Origin of the sequence: Maribacter sp. PR1 (assembly GCF_028464145.1) — a bacterium.
Taxonomy (GTDB): domain Bacteria; phylum Bacteroidota; class Bacteroidia; order Flavobacteriales; family Flavobacteriaceae; genus Maribacter.
Window position 1 is genome coordinate 312,285 of the sequence record NZ_JAQPCG010000004.1, and the last position, 20,396, is coordinate 332,680.

17 protein-coding genes are annotated in these 20,396 nt (G+C 39.5%); 14 read left to right on the plus strand and 3 right to left on the minus strand.

Annotated elements, in window-relative coordinates:
- Positions 1 to 291: 291 nt before the first annotated feature.
- The 3 genes from PP182_RS10410 (at position 292) to PP182_RS10420 (ending at position 2,830) form a co-directional block, all read left to right on the plus strand.
- Positions 292 to 1,086 carry a DUF6090 family protein gene (locus PP182_RS10410; protein ID WP_272651182.1) on the plus strand — a complete coding sequence of 265 codons (795 nt, stop codon included), beginning with the start codon at positions 292 to 294 and terminating at the stop codon, positions 1,084 to 1,086.
- A gap of 128 nt (positions 1,087 to 1,214) precedes the next feature.
- Positions 1,215 to 1,937 (plus strand): DUF6090 family protein, encoded by a 723-nt coding sequence (locus PP182_RS10415; RefSeq protein WP_272651183.1) that lies wholly within the window; start codon positions 1,215 to 1,217, stop codon positions 1,935 to 1,937.
- Between the two features lie 134 nt (positions 1,938 to 2,071).
- Positions 2,072 to 2,830 (plus strand): DUF6090 family protein, encoded by a 759-nt coding sequence (locus tag PP182_RS10420; protein ID WP_272651184.1) that lies wholly within the window; start codon positions 2,072 to 2,074, stop codon positions 2,828 to 2,830.
- A gap of 195 nt (positions 2,831 to 3,025) precedes the next feature.
- Here the strand turns inward: PP182_RS10420 and PP182_RS10425 are convergent, their stop codons facing one another.
- Positions 3,026 to 3,898, minus strand: coding sequence for a hypothetical protein (locus PP182_RS10425; RefSeq protein WP_272651185.1), 873 nt, complete (start codon positions 3,896 to 3,898; stop codon positions 3,026 to 3,028).
- 310 nt (positions 3,899 to 4,208) lie between these two features.
- Positions 4,209 to 6,620, minus strand: coding sequence for a glycoside hydrolase family 3 C-terminal domain-containing protein (locus PP182_RS10430; protein ID WP_272651186.1), 2,412 nt, complete (start codon positions 6,618 to 6,620; stop codon positions 4,209 to 4,211).
- A gap of 47 nt (positions 6,621 to 6,667) precedes the next feature.
- Between PP182_RS10430 and PP182_RS10435 the strand changes: the two genes are divergently transcribed.
- Complete coding sequence (locus tag PP182_RS10435) at positions 6,668 to 7,417, plus strand: NUDIX hydrolase (RefSeq protein ID WP_272651187.1); 750 nt, start codon at positions 6,668 to 6,670, stop codon at positions 7,415 to 7,417.
- 16 nt (positions 7,418 to 7,433) lie between these two features.
- Here the strand turns inward: PP182_RS10435 and PP182_RS10440 are convergent, their stop codons facing one another.
- On the minus strand, positions 7,434 to 9,488 hold the full coding sequence (locus PP182_RS10440) for a helix-turn-helix domain-containing protein (protein WP_272651188.1): 2,055 nt from the start codon (positions 9,486 to 9,488) through the stop codon (positions 7,434 to 7,436).
- 236 nt (positions 9,489 to 9,724) lie between these two features.
- On the opposite strand from PP182_RS10440, the gene PP182_RS10445 reads away from it, so the two are divergent.
- The 10 genes from PP182_RS10445 (at position 9,725) to PP182_RS10490 (ending at position 20,384) form a co-directional block, all read left to right on the plus strand.
- Positions 9,725 to 10,375 (plus strand): ankyrin repeat domain-containing protein, encoded by a 651-nt coding sequence (locus PP182_RS10445; RefSeq protein WP_272651189.1) that lies wholly within the window; start codon positions 9,725 to 9,727, stop codon positions 10,373 to 10,375.
- A gap of 22 nt (positions 10,376 to 10,397) precedes the next feature.
- Positions 10,398 to 11,498, plus strand: coding sequence for an acyltransferase family protein (locus tag PP182_RS10450; RefSeq protein WP_272651190.1), 1,101 nt, complete (start codon positions 10,398 to 10,400; stop codon positions 11,496 to 11,498).
- Between the two features lie 56 nt (positions 11,499 to 11,554).
- On the plus strand, positions 11,555 to 12,319 hold the full coding sequence (locus tag PP182_RS10455) for a DUF6090 family protein (protein ID WP_272651191.1): 765 nt from the start codon (positions 11,555 to 11,557) through the stop codon (positions 12,317 to 12,319).
- Between the two features lie 39 nt (positions 12,320 to 12,358).
- The gene (locus tag PP182_RS10460; RefSeq protein WP_272651192.1) at positions 12,359 to 12,949 is read left to right on the plus strand and encodes a hypothetical protein; all 591 of its coding nucleotides are present in this window, start codon (positions 12,359 to 12,361) and stop codon (positions 12,947 to 12,949) included.
- A gap of 149 nt (positions 12,950 to 13,098) precedes the next feature.
- The gene (locus tag PP182_RS10465; protein ID WP_272651193.1) at positions 13,099 to 13,953 is read left to right on the plus strand and encodes a CPBP family intramembrane glutamic endopeptidase; all 855 of its coding nucleotides are present in this window, start codon (positions 13,099 to 13,101) and stop codon (positions 13,951 to 13,953) included.
- A gap of 38 nt (positions 13,954 to 13,991) precedes the next feature.
- Positions 13,992 to 15,038, plus strand: a complete 1,047-nt coding sequence (locus PP182_RS10470) for a serine hydrolase domain-containing protein (RefSeq protein WP_272651194.1) — start codon at positions 13,992 to 13,994, stop codon at positions 15,036 to 15,038.
- 17 nt (positions 15,039 to 15,055) lie between these two features.
- Positions 15,056 to 15,487 (plus strand): hypothetical protein, encoded by a 432-nt coding sequence (locus PP182_RS10475; RefSeq protein ID WP_272651195.1) that lies wholly within the window; start codon positions 15,056 to 15,058, stop codon positions 15,485 to 15,487.
- A 285-nt stretch (positions 15,488 to 15,772) separates the two neighbouring features.
- The gene (locus PP182_RS10480; protein WP_272651196.1) at positions 15,773 to 17,419 is read left to right on the plus strand and encodes a hypothetical protein; all 1,647 of its coding nucleotides are present in this window, start codon (positions 15,773 to 15,775) and stop codon (positions 17,417 to 17,419) included.
- 25 nt (positions 17,420 to 17,444) lie between these two features.
- Complete coding sequence (locus PP182_RS10485) at positions 17,445 to 18,932, plus strand: APC family permease (RefSeq protein WP_272651197.1); 1,488 nt, start codon at positions 17,445 to 17,447, stop codon at positions 18,930 to 18,932.
- A gap of 3 nt (positions 18,933 to 18,935) precedes the next feature.
- Positions 18,936 to 20,384 carry an aldo/keto reductase gene (locus PP182_RS10490; RefSeq protein ID WP_272651198.1) on the plus strand — a complete coding sequence of 483 codons (1,449 nt, stop codon included), beginning with the start codon at positions 18,936 to 18,938 and terminating at the stop codon, positions 20,382 to 20,384.
- The last annotated feature ends 12 nt before the right edge of the window (positions 20,385 to 20,396 follow it).

Sequence of the window (20,396 nt, forward strand, 5' to 3'; positions counted from 1 at the left end):
CTAATCTACTGGACATATCAGGACACTAAATGTAATTATTCATGCCCTGCCCATTTAAATAAGGTATTCATCGGTCGCTCCGCTCGGAAGGTCGGCAAATTTTGTTTCCAATACCACAAAATCCAGAAAGGTAGCGTCCGCTCTTGTGGACTACTTGACGAACTATGGAACGGATCTTACCCGAAGACAGCTATCCGTCCCATAGTTGAACAGATTTTGCTATATTTCCGTAGAAATCACCGAACTGCGTTTAGCAGGTCGTTATGCTTCATTATGACCAAACAATAAACAATGATAAAGTTCTTTAGACGTATTCGGCAACAACTGCTCTCTGAAAACAAATTCAGTAAATATCTGATTTACGCCCTTGGTGAGATTATACTTGTTGTTATAGGAATTTTGATTGCGTTACAGATCAATACATGGAACCAGGAACGGGTAAATTCCCGGGAAGAGCAGCGTATATTTCAAGACCTTTCAGAGGAATTGGAATTCAATAAATTTCTTCTACAGTATGGAAGTAATACGATGTTGGAAGTACTTGCTGCCACTGAACGAATATTGTCCAGAATCAATGATATTGAATACAATTATAGCGAGAAAACATTTAATCAGGATTTAGATAAACTTACGTGGGTTTGGGTTTCGGGAAGACCTACAACGCTGTATGATGTACTTAGTGCTTCAGGCGATTTCAAGCTTATTTCTTCTCCCGTACTCCGTAAAAAACTGGCCGATTTGAAACGCAATCAGGAGTCCTTGATAAAATTTGAGGAAATTCAAAACCGCTTTGTGGATGAACAAGTACGACCATTTTTAAATCGAAATGCAGACAGGACGAAAGTAAGATCTGTATTTAACAATGGGGCAAAAAGGGTAACTATTCACCATAACTCCGTTTTCCCTTCCAATTCCGAGAAGTTATTTGAAAATAGGGAATTTGCCAATCTCTTGACCGATCTTATTTTTTTTACTTCAAGAATCGAGGTTAACTATAAAAGGTTACATATGGACATTGCCCAAATAGATTCTATAGTCTATGCCAAATACCCCGACTTGGAGCCAAAAAAATTCAATCCATATTAAATGAAATTCTTCAAATTAAAAATGATGAATTAATAAAAACGAATGGTGACAATTTGTATATGTAATGACTTGTTCTCTCCTACTTATAGCCTAGAATCTTTTGCTACGCTATCAGAAACCGCAAACCAATGATAAAATTCTTTAGACATATCCGGCAACAACTGCTCTCTGAAAACAAATTCAGTAAATACCTCCTCTATGCAATTGGTGAAATTATTTTGGTGGTCATTGGAATCCTGATTGCACTTCAAATTAATAATTGGAATGAAACCAATAAATTGAATACAAGGGAACTTACTTTATTGAAAGAATTAAAAACGAATCTTAAAATAAATATTGCAAATCTTGAAAACGATATTGATAAACAGGTTAAGAGTGTTAAAAGCTTTAATTACATAATAAATCTTCCCAATAGTAATCTACCGTATAGTGATTCCATTCCAAGCTATTTGTCCGATATAGATTATGCACCAGACGTTATTTTGGTTTCTTCGGCATTTCAAACCTTAAAATCTTCCGGACTAGAATTAATACAATCAGATACTTTGAGAATAGAAATCGTAAATTTATTTGAAGTGGATTACCCAAAACTCATGCAAGAAACTAGAAGGATTGAAGACCAACTTTGGTCAGCTGTGGTAATCCCACTTTTCCAAAAGCATTTGAGTAATAATAATACCGGTTGGATTCCCAATGATTATGATAGTTGGTTAAAGGATAAAGAATTTTTTAACATGGTAAGTTTTAGAGACAATCTAAGGAAAAGTTCAACCAATTATAAGGAAGTAGCAGTGGAGCAAACAAAAAATGTGATTTATCTTATTGAAAAAGAGCTGACAAGGAGAGAATAAAGAAAGCGCCACAATATGCATCATGTTCCTTGTGAGCATGAGCTCACAACGCCATATACACCTACGGTTGTGCGTCATTATTTCCCGCTCAAAGGATTAAATATTTATCCTACCTTTCTAGAAACCAACAACCAATGATAAAATTCTTTAGACGCATCCGGAAACAATTACTCTCCGAAAACAAATTCAGTAAATATCTGATTTACGCCTTTGGTGAAATAATCCTTGTTGTTATCGGAATTTTGATTGCGTTGCAGATCAATAATTTAAATGAAACTAGGAAGCAAAATGACCTAGAGCAAGACTATCTATTTGCATTAAAAAAGGAATTTGAGAACAACCTAGTCGAAGTAAATCGGGTAATTGAACTAAATACCGCCTTACTAAAAAATGCTCAAGAATTATCAAGGTATACAGGGCCAAATACTCCCAAAATAACCGAAAAGGAATTTGGACAACTATTTTTTGGCGCAGTTAATTCAGAAGTGCAATATCGTCCTGGCTCTGGAGTAACCAATGAAATAATCAGTTCCGGTAAACTGAATATTTTTCAAAACAAAGAACTAAAAAATGCACTGGCCACCCTCGATGGCTTAATGCTAAGAATACGATTTCAAGAAAATAATGAGTTGTCAAAGCATAGGGGTGCCTTACTGGATTTTGGACAAGATAAGGTGAGTATGCGTAGAATGGTTTTTGATGCTTACGGTGAAACGTTTGGCATGGACAAGGGCAAGTTTTTAGACAGTAATTTACATCTATTACGTTCTTTAGAATTCGATAATCGACTTGTGGGATTCATTGCTACTTCTGGCTTTTTAGAAGGGAGATACGTCGAACTCAAACAACAAATAGAGCAAATAATAGCCATTATTGACAATCAAATTGAATAACGAAGGTTGAACTATATATATGATGTTCATTGCGAGCATAAGCTCACAACGCCCCGTAAGTAAAAGACCTAATTTGGAGAATAAAAAATATTATTGCTGGCTATTTCTGTATTTGGAATATGCCGAATATTAACTAAAGGCATAATCAAACCCAAAATAGACTGATTATACCTTATACCTATTCTAAATATAAACTCAGGTTTGGGCGAAGGTCAACATTCCACCAATTGAGGGTAGTGGTTTGTATACATTCATTTCAATATAGTATCTAACTTTTATCCTACAACTGCCAAACGTTGGATCGCTAACCTCAATAATCTTTTCAATTTGTCCTGTAGTCATATAGGGTGTTAGACGTATTCGCAATAGTCCTTCATCATCTGCGTTCAGAAAACCATCTTTCTCAATAAAATTCAGATGAACTAAATTGGAGCTCCCCCCTAGTTCAACAACTCTCCTTAATTGACTTCCAGGCAACCTAGTGAACTGTGCATCTGAAAAGAAATTGTTCGAAGGATACCACTCCCAAAAACCAGTTGGTTGATCATCAATAGTCTGAGTAATCTCAAATTCTGCAGAACCGTTTCCAAAATCAGCAGCATCAAGTAAATTAACTGAAGTTTGATAAACATTTACACTATATTTTGGTGTCAAGGTAATTGTAGTCGACCTTTGGTCAATAGTCCCAGTATTGTCCTGTATGCGCAATGTTATATGCTTTTCGAAAGCAATTTTTTCTTCTGGTGATTGATAAGCGTGAAAGACTTCATACGTTCCATCCGGTAAAGGGTTGGTCCCATTCAAAGCGGGAGCTAGGTCTAAGTTCAATCCCGGTAGAATAGATATAACATCAGATTCTAGGTCGCCCCAATCAATAAAAATTCTTCTGACGGATTTTTTCGTTACCATTCTGACTTTAACAACCACACTATCGGAGGTTATTTCCAAGTCTGAAAGAAAATTTACAAATTTTTTCGGTTCTAATACCTTGACTACTGAATCAAAAGAGTTTAAGTCGTTTACCTTTTTTTTTTCGTTCTTTTCTAGAACATTTGCTATTGTTTCCATTAAATATATTTTAGTGGGGGAGGATTAATGAGGAACTATCACCAAATTATGTTATTAGACTTAAGTCTCCGTATCACTTTGTACAAACCGTATTAGATTACGTATAATCTGTAGGAATTTACGACGTCTCGAAAAGAGTAAGCTATCAATTCAATTGTTTCAATAATTTACCTTGGCCTTTAAAACCTTTAGAAAAAAATATAAATCAAACTGTCGCCATTTTAAATATTCACACAGTTATTATTGAAAAAAATACAGGCAATCGTCACGATTGCCTGTATCTTCATCTAAAATTGGGGGAACTACCTGATTAAATTTTTACTTGCACCGCCTTTTTAATAGCTCTAGAAGAAGCACCGGCCTTAATCTTATAAGTTCCAGACTCTAAAGTCCATTGCAAACTACTTTCGTTCCAATAACGGAGGTTTTTGACGGGTACATGAACACGAAGCGTATCTGTTTCACCGGAAGATAACAAAACTGTTTTGGCGAATGCTTTCAATTCCTGTACTGGCCTGTCAATTTGAGTAGAATCCTTGGAAATATAGAACTGCACCACTTCTTTGCCGGAAACTTGCCCAGTGTTCATCACGGGAACTGTAATTTTAAGCGAATCATTTTCATGGACCAATTCCATTTCACCATATTCGAAGTTGGTATAGGACATCCCATAACCAAAAGGATACGAAACATCCAGGTTTGCTTTATCAAAATGACGATATCCGACATAAACACCTTCTTCGTATTCGGTGAAGTCCACATTTTCCTCCATTTTATCCTCAGGAATATCGTCCTTGCCAAATAACAAATCCGTCATCTTCATGGGCAAACCGTTCTGTGGAAAATTCACATTACTCGCGTGATCTTCAACCTCAACAGGAAATGTCACGGTTAATTTTCCACTTGGATTAACCTGTCCGCTTAAAATATCCGCAACGGCATTACCCCCTTCTTGTCCTCCTTGCCACGCCAGGACAATAGCGTCCGGTTGATCTTTCCAAGAAGCGGTTTCAAGGACACCTCCAATATTCAACACTACGATGACCTTTTTATTGGCTGCATGAAAGGCTTTGCAAGTGACCTGTAATATGTCCTTTTCTTTGTCTGAAAGTAAAAAATCGTCTGTTGCCACTCTATCCCCGCCTTCGCCACTATTTCGCCCAATGGTAATGATGGCCAAATCACTTTCCGCGACAATATCCTGCATCATTGCAGCATTATAGGTCATCTCTGTTGGAAGGTAAGGATTGAACATGGCGGACATCCCCTCAGGTTTTACAAAAGCTTCTGGATTGGCCGTTTTATGTTCATGGTAGGCGTCTTTTGCTTTTTGATTTATCGAAAAACCCGTGTTGGCAAGCCCTTCTTCCAGGGAAACCGTATAGGCTTCGTTTACATCGCCCGAACCTGTTCCTCCGGCAATAAAGTCGTAAGAATACACGCCGATTAGCGCTACGTTTTTACCTTTCTCCAAAGGAAGTGTTGCTTCATTCTTTAAAAGGACTATGCCCTCTGATGCCGATTTTCTGGTAATTTCGGCATGCGCTTTCAGATCAGGATTTTCACTGTACTTGTAACCCTTCATCTTCTGGCTTTTGAAAATCAAGGTCAATATTCTTTTTACGGAAGTATCCACGGCATCCATGTTCAATGTACCCTCGTCATGGCCTTTTGTTAGGGCATCCCATTGTTTTTTGGTGCCGGGTTCCAATAAATCGTTTCCTGCGTTCACCATGGCAACGGCATCGCTACCACCAAACCAATCGGACATGACAAGGCCTTCAAAGCCCCAATCATCTCGTAAAACATCCGTAAGCAAATGTTTGCTTTCAGCCGTATGGGTACCATTTACTTTATTATAAGAGGACATAATGGTCCAAGGTTGGGCATCTTCCACAATAATTTCAAACCCTTTCAGGTAAATTTCACGCATGGCACGGTCCGACACTCGGGTGTCGTTAAAGTTCCGGTTGGTTTCTTGGTTATTGGCCACAAAGTGTTTTACCGATGTCCCAATTCCGTTGGATTCGATACCGTTGACCATGGCTGCTCCAATTTTTCCTGTTACTAAAGGGTCTTCAGAGTAGTATTCAAAGTTTCTTCCGCAAAATGGGTGACGGTGGATATTGGCCCCTGGTCCAAGAATTACATCAATTCCGTATTCCAAAGCTTCGTTACCCATGGCGTCCCCCACTTTGTATGCCAAATCTGTGTTCCAAGTAGATGCCAAAAGCGTGGCAATGGGGAAAGCGGTACAATAAAAAGTACGGTCAATTCCTTCTCGGGTCGGTTCAATACGAAGTCCTGCAGGGCCATCGGAAAGATTAAGCGCAGGCATTCCCAATCTAGGAGTGGCCACAATGGTTCCCACCACACCTGGAATTCCTTCTTCGGGATCTACCATGCCTATTCCAGATGCCATACCCGAACCTTTTAAAATATGTATTTTCTCCTCTAAAGTCATTTGGGAGAGTAGGTCCTCTACCCTATCAGCAATGGATACACGGTCATCTTCGTAGACATCCAAGACGCCATTTTCATTACGATCCAAAAAGGTGTAACCGTCTATCGTGAGCTTCGGTATTTCTTCCTTCTCGGTGTAATCATCTTCAAAATTTAGAAATTGTGAACTTACATACCACCATCCTAAAAGTCCGGAAACAATCAAGATGACTAGTATGACACCAAAGGTTTTTAGGGTAATTCGAAGTATTTTTCTCATAACTTTTTAGTTTGTGACAATACGACACAAATTTAGAAAAGATTTCCATGTGGCAAAATGCCACAATTCATTATTTTTGCAACGTGGACTTTCAGGAATTTATAACGCAAGGCGAAAAAAAGTATCTTCCCAATCTTTCGGTGGATATGGTAATCATCGGTTTTCATGAAGATAAACTCAAGTGCCTTTTGCTTCAAATTAATGAGAAATGGTTGTTACCTGGCGGTTATATTCTTCGAACAGAATCTATTGAGAGTGCCACCGTGCGTATTTTAAGGGAACGTACCGGACTGCCGGACCCTCATTTTAAGTTTCTATCGGTTTTCGGAGGTCCCGACCGCAAGTTTACAAAGGAATGGCAGCATTTTTTAAAGAGTCATAACCTTCCTTTTAAGGAAGATTCTTGGATAAATGACCGTTTTGTGACCTTAGCGCATTACTCCTTGGTAGATTTTGAAAAGACCAATCCCGTTGTGGGCAATTTAGATGAAGCTTTTGCCTGGTTTAATTTGGATGAACTACCCAACATGTGGATGGATCACAAGGAGATTGTACTTGCTGCCAAAGAACGACTCAAGAATGATATCCAAAAGGAGCAGGTGACCTATAATTTACTCCCAACAGAATTTACCATGCCGCAACTGCATCAATTGCATCAGACTATTTTGGATGAGAACTTGGACAGAAGCCGCTTCCAGAAAAAAATGCTTGCATCCGGAGCTTTTGAACGCTTACAGAAACTTAAAAAAGATTCACCTGGTCGAAATCCCTATAAATATCGGGTAAAAAAATCTTAGGATCACAGCCCTAATTTTAAAGTAATCCTTCCTTCTTTAAGTTGGTTCGCAGTTTTTCTTGATTATCCCAAAATCGGTCTTTAATTCTTTGGATGGTCTCTTCATATTCCGGATGCTTCTGTAGAGGCTTAATAAGTGGGTCCTTCTCTAAGAATAGTAAAATCCAATATTGAAAATGATCTTGCAATGCGAAAGCCTTGAGTTGCTCTATACCTGCATTGATTTTTCCCTCATATGCATACCTAAGTGCCATACTGGCGCTCTTGTACAAGGATTCGTCATTTTCGCAATATTCGGAATATACTCTGAAAAAATGGGCTGCTTGTTCTTTCAGGCCCATCTTCTCATAGACCAAAGCTATTTTCGCGTCTTCCTGAGGGTAAATATTCAGTCCTCGCTTATCCCTAATTTCCGTGAATCTCTTATAATAAATATAAGCACCATCATAATCTTCTTGAAAGTAATGTAGCTTGGCAACTTCTTGTAAAATATCCAAACGCGTGCTATCCTTTTCTAGTTCTTTGATCAACGCCGTTTTGGCTTGCTCCATATCCCCATTCTCCGCATATTCTATATAGGTCTTTAAATAAGGTGCATAGGCGTTCGTTGGATCATATTCTAGCGACTTATTAATATATTCCAAAGCCTCGTTGATAAAGCCTGTCTGTGCAAGCGCATTACTTAAGGTTAAATAAATATATCCTTTGCCCACGGAGTCGTTGGCAGAAATATTCAATTGAACACCCATTAGTGCATACTTCAGATATTTTGCGGTATCCGGAATATAACTGTTGTATAATAGGGAAAGGACCTGAACAACATCAGCTGAATTAGGATTATATTCCAAAGCCTTCTCCAAATGTGGCAAAGCCAATCGGTATTCCTCCGTGTGCATATAATACAATGCCCTGGAAATCAGACTTACGTCATTTTTGGAATCATATAGCAAGGCCTTATCAGAATAATTATTTATAAGATTTGTGTACTGTTTTTGCCGCTGGTGTATATCAAGGTGATAGTATGATATGGCTAGATTAGCATATGCCAACGCAAATTGTGGGTCATATTCTACTGCCTTTTCAAATAGGGGAATGGCTTCTTCCAAGCCTTCCTTGGTATTCCTGTAATATGGGTCAAGTGCCTTAAGGTAATAATCATAGGCCAAGAGATTTTCAGTTGGTTTTTTTTCAATTTGCTCCAACTCAGATGGTGTCACTAGTGCCTGAATGGCATTGGCTATTTTCTTAGCTACGTCGTTTTGTAAAGCAAAGATATCTACTACTTCCTGGTTGTATTGTTCCACCCAAATGGGCGTGTCCGTTGATGCCTCTATCAATTGTATATTGAGCAAAACCTGATTGCCCACACGTTGGCCACTACCTTCTACCAAGTAACTTACATTGAGTTCTTCGGCTATCTCGGGAATACCCTTATCTGTTTTTCTGTACTTCTCCACAGATGTTCTACTTATGACCCGCATGTCTTCTATTTTCTGGAGATTATATAGCGCCGCCTCCATAAGACCATTTACAAAATAAAGATTGGTGGAATCGCTGCTTTCATTTTTAAAAGGTAACACGGCAATGGACTTTTCAATTTTAGGTTCATTTATCTCATCCTTTTTATTGAACAGCACGGCGGCAACCAATATCAGTGCTAAGGACATTGTAGCAATAAGTGGCCAACGGTATCGCTCAAAAAAGTTGGTTCGGACCTTTTCCGTTTCCACCACCATATCTTTTCCAACCTCCCCAGGGGGATATCCGTACTGTTCCCGAAAACATTTGATGAAGTAGGAGGTGCTTCCAAAACCTACTTGATACGAAATTTCGGAAACCGTTGAAGACCCTTCCTTTAGTTGGGCCATCGCTTCTTTAAGTCGTACTTGACGAATGAATTGGCTTGCGGAAAGTTTTGTCTGTTTCTTGATTTTCCGGAGCAAGTTGGACCGGCTCATATGCATGGCATCTGCCAATTCGGACACCCCAAATTGCTCGTTGCCCAATTGCTGCAGAATCAGGGCTTCCGCTTGTTCAATAAAGGATGCTGTGTTGGTCGATGAGTTTGACATGCTATTTTTTACTGCCTCTAAATTAGGGAAAATCTAAAGAATTACACCGTATCCCATAGGTCTCCTATTTAACGGAAAAATCATCTTTTGCGCCATAATTTATATCCCTGCGCCATAATTTTTATGCCCTCCCGAAACTTGATATAGTTCTCCGCATAGGTTTTAACCCTTGCCTCAGCACTTACCCCACCTTTGTAGTATCAAAAAACAAGTATCAATAATTAAAAACTTAAATCATGAAAACAAAAATTCAAGAACACCTATTAAAACTAAATAACAAAGTCATGAGAAAAACATTTAAAATCAATTCCATGAAATCATTAGTAAATGTATCACTATCACTTCTTTTACTTACCACTGCATGTGGCCAGGTAGATACTAAGACAAAAGTACCGGCGAAGAGCAGCTCAGAAGTAAAATCCGTGGTTGATGCACCTTCAATGGACATCCAAGCGGCAATTTTATCAGACAATATTGAAGCCGTCAAACAACATATCGAAGCGGGTACTGACCTTAATAAGAAAGATGCTATGAGTGGTTCCACACCTTTGATTACTGCGGCAAGCTTCGGCAAAATTAAAATTGCCCAAGAACTTATCGATGCCGGGGTGGATTTATCTGCTAAAAATAATGATGGTGCAACAGCTTTGCATACCGCTGCATTCTTTGGTAGGGTTGAAATCGTTCAACTGCTTATTGACGCCAAGGTTGATAAATCTACCCAAAACAATTTTGGCGCGACTGCTAGGGAATCCGTAATGGGACCTTTTGAAGACATGAAGCCAATCTATGAAATGCTTAAGCAACAATTAGAACCTCTTGGGTTGCAACTTGATTTGGCAGAAATCGAAAAGTCAAGGCCGGTCATTGCCATGATGTTGCAGTAATCACCTATAATAATATACTCCCATGGAAACACAAAGAAGACACGATATTGATTGGCTCAGGGTTATTGCCATTGGCTTGCTACTCATCTACCATATTGCTATAATTTTTCAGCCATGGGCTATGTTCATTGGTTTTATCAGAAGCGATGAACTTTTAGAGGGGTTATGGAAACCCATGACCATGTTGAATGTATGGAGAATTCCACTATTGTTCTATGTATCCGGTATGGGACTTTATTTTGCCATGCGCAAGCGCAACTGGAAGCAATTGCTTATGGAACGTACCAAACGAATTCTTTTGCCCTTTGTCTTTGGTTTTGTAGCTATAACCACACTGCATATGTTTATCTTTCAGAAGTATTACAACCTACCCTTAGGCTATTATCCACATGCAGGACATTTATGGTTCCTTGGGAATATTTTTGCATATGTAGTGCTATTAATGCCATTATTTTTCTATTTAAAAAAGAATGAGCACGGAAGGTTTAAAAAAGGGTTGTCTTTTATTATGAGCTATGGTGCAGGACCATTACTAATTTCTATATTTTTTATCCTAGAAGCGCTAGTAGTAAAACCTCAGCCCTTTGCCATGTACGCACAGACGTGGCATGGCTTTTTTCTTGGTCTTCTTGCTTTTTTATTCGGTTTTCTTTTTGTGTACAGTGGTAAAACCTTCTGGCAAACCGTCTTAAAGTGGCGATGGTTGTATATTGGGGTAGCCGCTATTTTGTATGGTATTAGATACTTAGAGTTTGCCACGGAGGCACCTGGTTACCTAATGGCCATAGAATCTAATTGTTGGATTTTCGGAGTTTTTGGATTGGGTTACAAATATTTGAACCGGCCAAGCAAGATTCTAAGCTATTTAAGCCAAGCGGCGTATCCTGTTTACATTATTCACATGTTTGTTTTGTATGCCGGAGCTATGCTTATTTTGCCAATGGCGATACCCGTTTTCCTAAAATTTATTGCTATTACGGCGTTTACGGTTATAATGAGCTATCTTATATACGAATTCATACTTCGAAGAATTGCTTTCTTAAGGCCTTTGTTTGGATTGAAATGGACATCAAAAAAATTCGAAAATTCAAAACTTCACTCCCCCGATATAAAGTTAGAATAGTATGATAAGACGGAAATACTGAATAAGAGAATAACTCTTGAAATCCATAAATTAATATGAAAATCTTTCGAAAAATACGGTTTGAACTATTGGGTGAAAATAAGACTAGACATTATGCACTATATGCCATAGGAGAAATAGTGCTGGTTGTCATCGGAATATTAATTGCTTTACAAATTGACAATTGGAACCAGTCCAGAAAAGATGACAATGCCCTAAAAGAATATTTAGTAAAAATCAAGTCCCACACTTCGGAAGATCTTCGGCAACTAGAGGAGATAACGCAGGGCAGGGCACAAATAGCCGATTTATGCAAAAAGGCCCGTACAAGTATCTTGGATAAGACAGAAGATGAGAATCTCCATATCTTTAAGTTCAGTGGACTTGCCTTTGCGGATTTCTATTTTAAACCGAATACAGGCGGATATGAAGCTCTGAAAAATTCCGAATATTTTGGAAAGATTAATAATACCCCGTTGGATTCGCTATTGACCAAATACCATAGTTTAGTAGAAGTCATTGCCGAAAACGAGAAAAGTTATAACGATTATATGGTGAATCAAGAGGCCTATCTTTCTACCCAGTTCGATCTTTCGCTAGTTTTAGCGTCCGCTGTTATGACACAAGATGCCTTAAGCATGAGGGCAACGCCAAAATCCGAGTACGATGAGGCCTTTAAGCAATATACGGCGTCCGCTCCTTACCGAAATGTTATTAGTTTGGCGGCCTTTCAATTTGATGAAATGATCAATCAGTATAATCAACTAGGAGCTATTGGACAAAGCGTTAGCAAAGAAATAGATGCAATTACTAATGATTAAATTTAAAAGACTTATTGACCAAACTCTAGCAATGAAAAAATGACCAATAAAAAACCAAAACAAATAACCAAATTCTTTCAGAAAAATATTTCTGGTAAAAAAGTAGTATCACTTTTCATAATTACCAATGTAGTATATGTATTCATGCTTACTGTTACTATTCCCAAAACAATGGAATTTTCAAATGGAATGAAATTGCTTGATATGCTACCAATGGGATATGACTTCAATTATGTCGACCAACTATGCAACACACTCGGAGAAATTGGACGTAGGACTTATTTAAGCAATCAAATACCTGTGGATATGGTTTATCCACTTTTATTTGGAATAAGTTATTGCTTAGTACTTGCCTATTTTCTTAACAAACTCGACAAACTAAAAACGGTGTTGGCATATCTCTGTCTTTTGCCTTTATTAGCCGGAGCGATGGATTACGCCGAAAATATAGGAATCATTGCTATACTCAACAGCTATCCCGAAATAGACCATAGTACTGTAACAATAACGAGTAGTTTCAGTCTTCTTAAGAGTACGATCACGACACTCTATTTCGTGATTTTAATAATATCGCTGGTAGCACTAGGAATTAGAACTCTGAGAATAGGTAAAAGTACCAGGTCTAGTTAATGGAATGGGCTGTTAAGAATGATATCCAATTCATTGGGCAAAGGATAGCTATTGAACAACTATTTAGCACCATTGGCAAGAAAAACAAAGATGTAAAGACAATCAAATTAGCACTGTAAATAGACGTGTAGTCACCTAATAAACTTATTATGAGTAATGAACCAAAAAATCAGAAAAAAGTCCGGAAAACGATACTGTTGTTTTTGGGTATTTTGACCTTGCTAAGTACTATCTGTTATTACGCAATACTCAAGCTGAACCCTACAAGCATCTATGTCGGGGCTTTAATGATGAGCCCTGCCTTATCCGCCTTTATTACATTGAAGCTACTGAAAAGACCGATTTCAAGTCTTCCTTGGGGTCTGAAAAGTTTGAAAAATTTGCGCCTATCCTATGTGATTCCGGTAGCCTATATTATGATTGCCTATGTATTGATTTGGGTTTTCGGTTTTGGAAATGTGCTCAATCAGGAAACTATCACCGAGTGGTCGCAAGAATTAGGCATGGAAGGTTTCAGTAGTACAATTATACTATTGACTATGATTGTTCTCTTATCTATTGTTGGTGTTGTAAAGAACATTGGTTCGACATTGGGCGAGGAAATAGGATGGCGGGGATTCTTCATCTACGAACTTCGGAAACTATTTTCCTTTGGCACTGTTTCTTTAATTAGTGGCCTAATTTGGGCGATATGGCATTGGCCAATAATCTTTTTGATATACAAGGGAAGTGGAAGCTTGTTGCTTCACATTACAGCCTTTACCGTAATGATAGTGGCAATTTCGGTCATTTTGGCCTACTATACTTTTAAATCCAACAGCTTGTGGCCTGCGGCCCTATTTCATTCCGTGCACAACATATTCATACAGAAGATTTTCACACCGTTGACGATAACAAATGACCGCACTACTTTTTGGATAGATGAATACGGACTCATGCTACCGATTATTACGACGCTATTTGCCATCTATTTTTGGCGAAAGGCGAAAGTTGAGAACCTATAGGTTTTAAGACAATAAAATGAAAAACAAACAACCGTATTATGGCAAAGGAACAATCAAAACGAATACTCAAAATCATATTTATTATGGCAAGCATCAGCTCACTATTCTTTGTACCCTGGATTTTGCTAAGATTACTGTTAACACCATTACCTGATACGGTTCAGGAACAGGTCAATGATGCTATTGGATACGGTTTGGACGGCATGATTGTTTATGTAGACCAAGCTGGCAAGCCACCTCAATTTTATGCCGCTGGCTGGCAGGATCGAAAAAATAAGATTCCTGCCAACCCAAAAGCTTTATTCCGGATTGCCAGCATTAGCAAGTTGTATGTTGCTGTTGCCGTAGCAAAATTAGTTAATGACAATCAGTTGTCTTTAGACAAAACGCTCGCTGATTATATGCCGGAACTGGTGGGACGAATTGAAAATGCGGATAAAATCACCTTGAGAATGATGGTGCAACATCGGAGTGGTATTCCGAACTATACTGACTTTCCGGGTTTTTGGATAAACGATTATTCGAAAAATACCAAAGAATCGCTCGATTTGGTCCTCGATACCCCTGCCGATTTTAAACCGGATAAAAAATATAGGTACTCAAATACCAATTATCTGTTGATTGGCGAAATCTTGGATAAAACATTGGGATACAGTCATCACCAATTTATAAAAAAGGAAGTTTTAATGCCCCTTGGGCTCAAACATACCTACAGTTTGTTAAGTGAAGTGAATTTAGAAGATGTTATGAGCGGATATGCCGTAGATTATGAGCCAGACCTAAAGCCCAATGATTTTGTAAGCCCTGCCGGCTCAATGGTGGCTACAGCAGAGGATGTGGGTATATTCTTGAGGGCATTGAACGACGGCTCTTTGCTAAATGATAATGAACAAGCTATCTATTCATCAATTTATGTATATGAACATACAGGATTATTACCAGGATACAGCAGTATTGCCAAGTATCACAAGGATATTGATGCTGTGGTTGTTCAATTTGTAAATACCAGTGGCGGATACTCCTGGAATGTATCGGAAATGGTATATAAACGTATTGTAAAGTTGGTTAGCCGAAATTCAGAATAAGAGATAACTTAAGACCCATGAAAAAAATAACCGCATTTAGTTTTATATTAATTGCTTTTGTTTTCGGAGTTATTTTCTACCAGAAAGTTGAGTTACCTACGGTTTGGGAAGGATATTTCACTAAAAACTACTACGGACAATTTGGTCCCTTAACCATGTGCGTGGAACTTCTAATTGCAGGTTTATATCTCTTCAAGAACAATAATAAGGTCAATTTTTCATTGGCCTTATTCGGTTTTACCGTATTGTTGGATTCTATTTTTACACTTTTTGGGCTCTTTCCTAATGTATTACCGTTTTATACCAAATTAATCTTTCTTTTCTGTGCTGTTTGGTCGTTATGGCTTGCGTTTACCGATACTTTTAAATTGGGGCGCATTACTTTTTGGAGTGCATTGTTAAGTTTTGCTTTGGGAAATGTTGTTGAACTCTTTTTTAATTTGTGGTAAAAATGAACTTTAATATCAGCAACCTTTATTGTTTATTCAATTTTTAATAGAGTTTTATAGTTAGCCATTTGAAGGAATTAAAATGATTCAAAAATAATTGATATTAGGAGCGCTTATCTGTTTATGATTTATATACATAAACACTTTATGTCCTTTATAACAATTGAAAACACTACAGGTTGAAGGCTTTTGGTTGTTTTTTTCTTCACAAACCTATTATTCTAGCGGTTCATTACCTTACTATGCTTAATTTGCATGCCGACACCAAACTAAAACGTACTAAAAATGAAAATCCCTGTCATTTTCAAAAGGAAAATTTCCTTCGTTATCCTTTCCACACTATTCGTTCTACAAATCAATGCACAAAATGCTTCTAATGCTTACGAAGATTTGGTTGCACTTTTTAAGGAATGGAGAGCCTTTGAAAATCCACCTTTACGGGATGGAGCCCCGGACTATACCCAAGAAACCTTTGACAGTAGATGGCCGGTCTTCAAAGCCCTTCACCAAAAACTACAGGAAATAGATACCACCGGATGGAGCATTCCCCACCAAGTGGATTGGCGTATTGTACATGCCGAAATGAACGGATACGATTTTAACCACCGCATTCTAAAGCCATGGCAACGGGATCCGGCATTTTATACCACCATCTGGACGGACCGTAGCGATGTACCTGCGCATGAGGGTCCTACACATCACGCCGTTTTGGACCTTTGGAAATATGAATTTCCCTTGAACAAGGAACAGCGTAACAAATTAATTGAACAACTTACGGTAATCCCTAGCTTGAACGAGCAGGCAAAACTGAACCTTACCGGTAATGCAAAAGACCTTTGGATTGCCGGCATTAGAGATATTAAAACCCAAAGCCAAAACCTGGAAAACATGAAACAGCTTCCGGGAATAGCAAAGGACAGAAAATTGATGAAGGCCATACAGGAAGCGGTTACTTCCACAGATGGATTGGCAAATTGGTTGGAGGCCGAAGCCTCCTCAAAAACCGGTCCTTCAGGTATTGGAAAGGAAAATTATACCTGGTACCTGCAAAATGTGCATTTGGTCCCCTTAACCTGGGAAGATGAAGTGATGCTGCTAAAACGCGAACTTTCACGTGCTTGGTCTGCCCTTAAACTAGAAGAACACCGCAACAGAAACCTACCGGAATTGACCGATGCCAGTTCCCCCGAGGAATATGACCGTCGGGCCAAGGAAGCGGCCAAAAGCCTTCTCGATTTTTTGGACAACAATGAAATGGTGACCGTAAAGGACTATTTTGAACCCGCCCTCAATGCACATTTAGGCGCATTTGTACCCAAAGAAAAAAGAAACTTTTTTTGGATAACGGCGCATTATGATCAACGCCCCCTATTTTCCCATTTTTACCATTGGTTTGAATTGGCGCGAATGGATACGGAACCCCACACTAGTGAAATAAGACGAACCCCTTTACTTTACAATATATTCGATTCCCGAAATGAAGGTACGGCCACGGCGGTGGAAGAAATGTTCATGGATGCTGGACTCTATGATGATTCTCCCCGCTCGAGGGAAATCGTGTACATCATGATTGCACAACGTGCTGCAAGGGGCCTAGGTTCCTTATACGCCCATGCCAATATAATGACCATGGAGGAAGCCGGTGGCATTCATTCGGAATATACCCCAAGAGGATGGATGAAAACCGAAAAGGAACTACTGCTTTTTGAACAACACCTCTACTTAAGACAGCCGGGTTATGGTACCAGCTACATTACCGGAAAGTATTTATTGGAAAACACGTTGGCCGAATATGCAAGAGTGAAAGCCGCCCGGAACGAACCGTTTGAAATGCGTGCTTTCTTTGATGAATTGAATTCGGTAGGCAGTATACCTATTTCCTTGGGAAGATGGCAAATGACCGGAGTTCAAACCTATTTGGGCCTTGATTAGTTTCTGAAAAAGAATACCGAAGTCCATGACCAATATCAAGCCTAAAAAACTGTCCCGCCAAATGGGAATTCTGGCCCTTACGGCGACAGGTGTTTGCTCCATGTTGGGTGCCTCGATCAATGTGGTTCCCTTTATGATCCAACGCAATGTCCCCGGCATAGGCCCGTATGTATTACCAGCTTTTGCTTTTGCGGCAATACCGGCACTATTTGCAGCTTTGGCCTATGGTATATTGGGGTCCGCCATGCCAAGAGCAGGGGGTAGTTACATTTATGCGAGCAGGGGTCTCAATCCCTACCTAGGTTTTGTGGCCAGTTTTTCACAATGGTTTGGGCTATCCATTGTTATTGGTGTTATTGCCTATGTGACCGTTCCTTTTATTAGGGATGTAACTTTGGCTTTGGGTTGGCAGGGAATATCCGAAGGTCTGGAAATCGGATGGATTCGGGTATCCATTGCCTTGGCCCTTATTTGGTCCTTTGTGGCTATCAATAGTAAGGGCATTAAAAGCTATGAACGCATTTTACTGCCCATGATGTTCTTGATGTTGGCTTTGGGCGGGATTGTAATCGTCGCCGGATTGGTTTACGACTCCTCCGATTTTCTGACCGCACTACAAGAAAAAACAGGAAATACTTTTGAACCCATAAAAAGCATCGTTTTTGACTGGCGGATATTTTTATCGGCCGCAGCCTTATTATTTTCCAGTTTTATCGGGTTTGATTCCATTGCACAAGCGGGCGGGGAGGCCAAAAATCCAACAAAAGCCTTACCTACCGCCATTCTATTGGCAATTTTTGGCGTAGGCCTTTTTTATTTTTTATTCGCCGTATCGGTGTACCATATTGTTCCATGGAGTTTTGTTGCTCAAGAGGCCCTGGAAAAGGATATATCCGCACCGGGCCTATTGAGTTATGTTTTGCCCTCCGGTTTGGGAATCGCTATTTTGGCCGGGGCCGCCATTGCCCTAATCAATGATCTGCCTGCTATGCTTTTGTCGGTCTCCAGGTTAATGTTCGCTTGGGCAAAGGATGGTATTTTTCCAAAGGCCGTTTCGCGGATACACCCTAAAAACCATACTCCGCACATAGCTCTTTTTGTAGCTGGTGGTATGGCCAGTATCGGGGTTTTGGGATCTCATTTTGCAGGAGACTTCTTTTTGGGCATCGATATTATGGTCACCTCCATGATGGTGAATTTTTTGTTGATGTGTATCACTTTGGTCTCCATCCACAACATCAATCCCAATATAGCCAATGGAATCTCGGTCATAAAAAATAGAAACTGGCAATTGTGTATTGGTTGGCTGGGCATTATTAGCCTAACGGCATTTTTGATTATTCATACCTATAAAGATCTCACCGCTAGTGCCAGTGCTTGGTATTTTCACTCCACCCCTATTTGGTTGATTGTTATGGGTTTGGCAAGTGGTATATTTGGATATAATTGGAGCCGATTAAAGAAAAATGAAATCGAAATTGCAACACGATTTTTAAAACTTCCTGAAGAATAAGCAATGCAAACAACGATACAATTAGCTGACGGTTTAGAAATTTCAAGAGTGGTTACCGGACTTTGGCAAATAGCCGATATGGAGCGGGATGGCACTACCCTGGACCCTATCGCCACCTCAAAATATATGCAGCCCTATCTGGATGCCGGACTCACTTCTTTTGATATGGCAGACCATTACGGATCAAGCGAAATTATTGCCGGTACGTTCAAAAATAGCTTAGGCGACAAAAACCAAGTGCAATTATTTACGAAATGGGTCCCCAAACCCGGTAAGATTACAAGGGAAGATGTTCGGGAAGCGGTAAACACTGCATTGGATAGAATGCAACAGTCTTCTATTGCCCTGATGCAGTTTCATGCGTGGTACTATGTGGATGCCAGTTGGTTGGACGGACTTTTTTATCTGAAGGAATTGCAGGAAGAAGGGCTCATTAAACACTTGGGTGTTACCAACTTTGATGCCGCTCATTTACGAATAGCCTTGGCCAGCGGTATCCCAATTGTAAGCAATCAAATTTGCCACTCCTTGATAGATCAACGGGCCATGGGTAAAATGTCCGATGTATGCAAAGAATACGGTGTAAAATTATTGGCCTTTGGTACCTTGGCCGGTGGATTCTTGACCGATAAATGGTTAGGAAAACCAGAGCCTTCACAAGAAACGTTGACCACATGGTCACAAATGAAATATAAACGTTTTATCGATGCCGCAGGTGGATGGGCACCATATCAAAACCTATTACAAACCGTAAATGAGATTGCAAATAAACATAATGCCTCTATCGCCAATATAGCAAGTAGGTATATTTTGGAGAACAAAGCGGTTGCCGCCGTAATCGTAGGGGCGAGATTGGGTGAAAGTGAGCATATTCAAGATAACCGGAAGCTATTAGAAATCACCTTGGATGCAAATGATATCGAAGCCATTAAAGATGCGCAGGCCCACTTAAAACAGATACCTGGTGGTTGTGGGGACGAATACAGAAAACCTCCGTTTTTGACCGCATCTGGAGACCTTAGCGATCACTTGGAAACCATTCCAAAAGCATTTGCTCCTATAAAGACAGGTAAAAATAAAGAACAGATTTTTAGCGGTACCGAATGGGAAGAATACGCAGGGTATTGCAGGGCAGTAAAAATAGACAACCGAATTCATATATCGGGCACAACGGCCACGCATGGCAGTAAAATGATCGGAGGTACCGACCCGGCCGCACAGACGCATTTTATAATTGACAAGATAGAAGGCGTCATCACTTCTTTTGGTGGCACGCTGGCCGATGTGGTTCGTACCCGCATTTTTGTAAACCAACTAAAGGATTGGGAGTCCGTAGCACGTGCTCATGGTGAACGGTTCAACGGTATCAATCCGGCAAATACCTTAGTGGAGGCTAAATTGGTGGGCAAGGGTTATTTGGTGGAAATCGAAGCGGAGGCGGTTTTATCCTAATCGTTGTTGGAG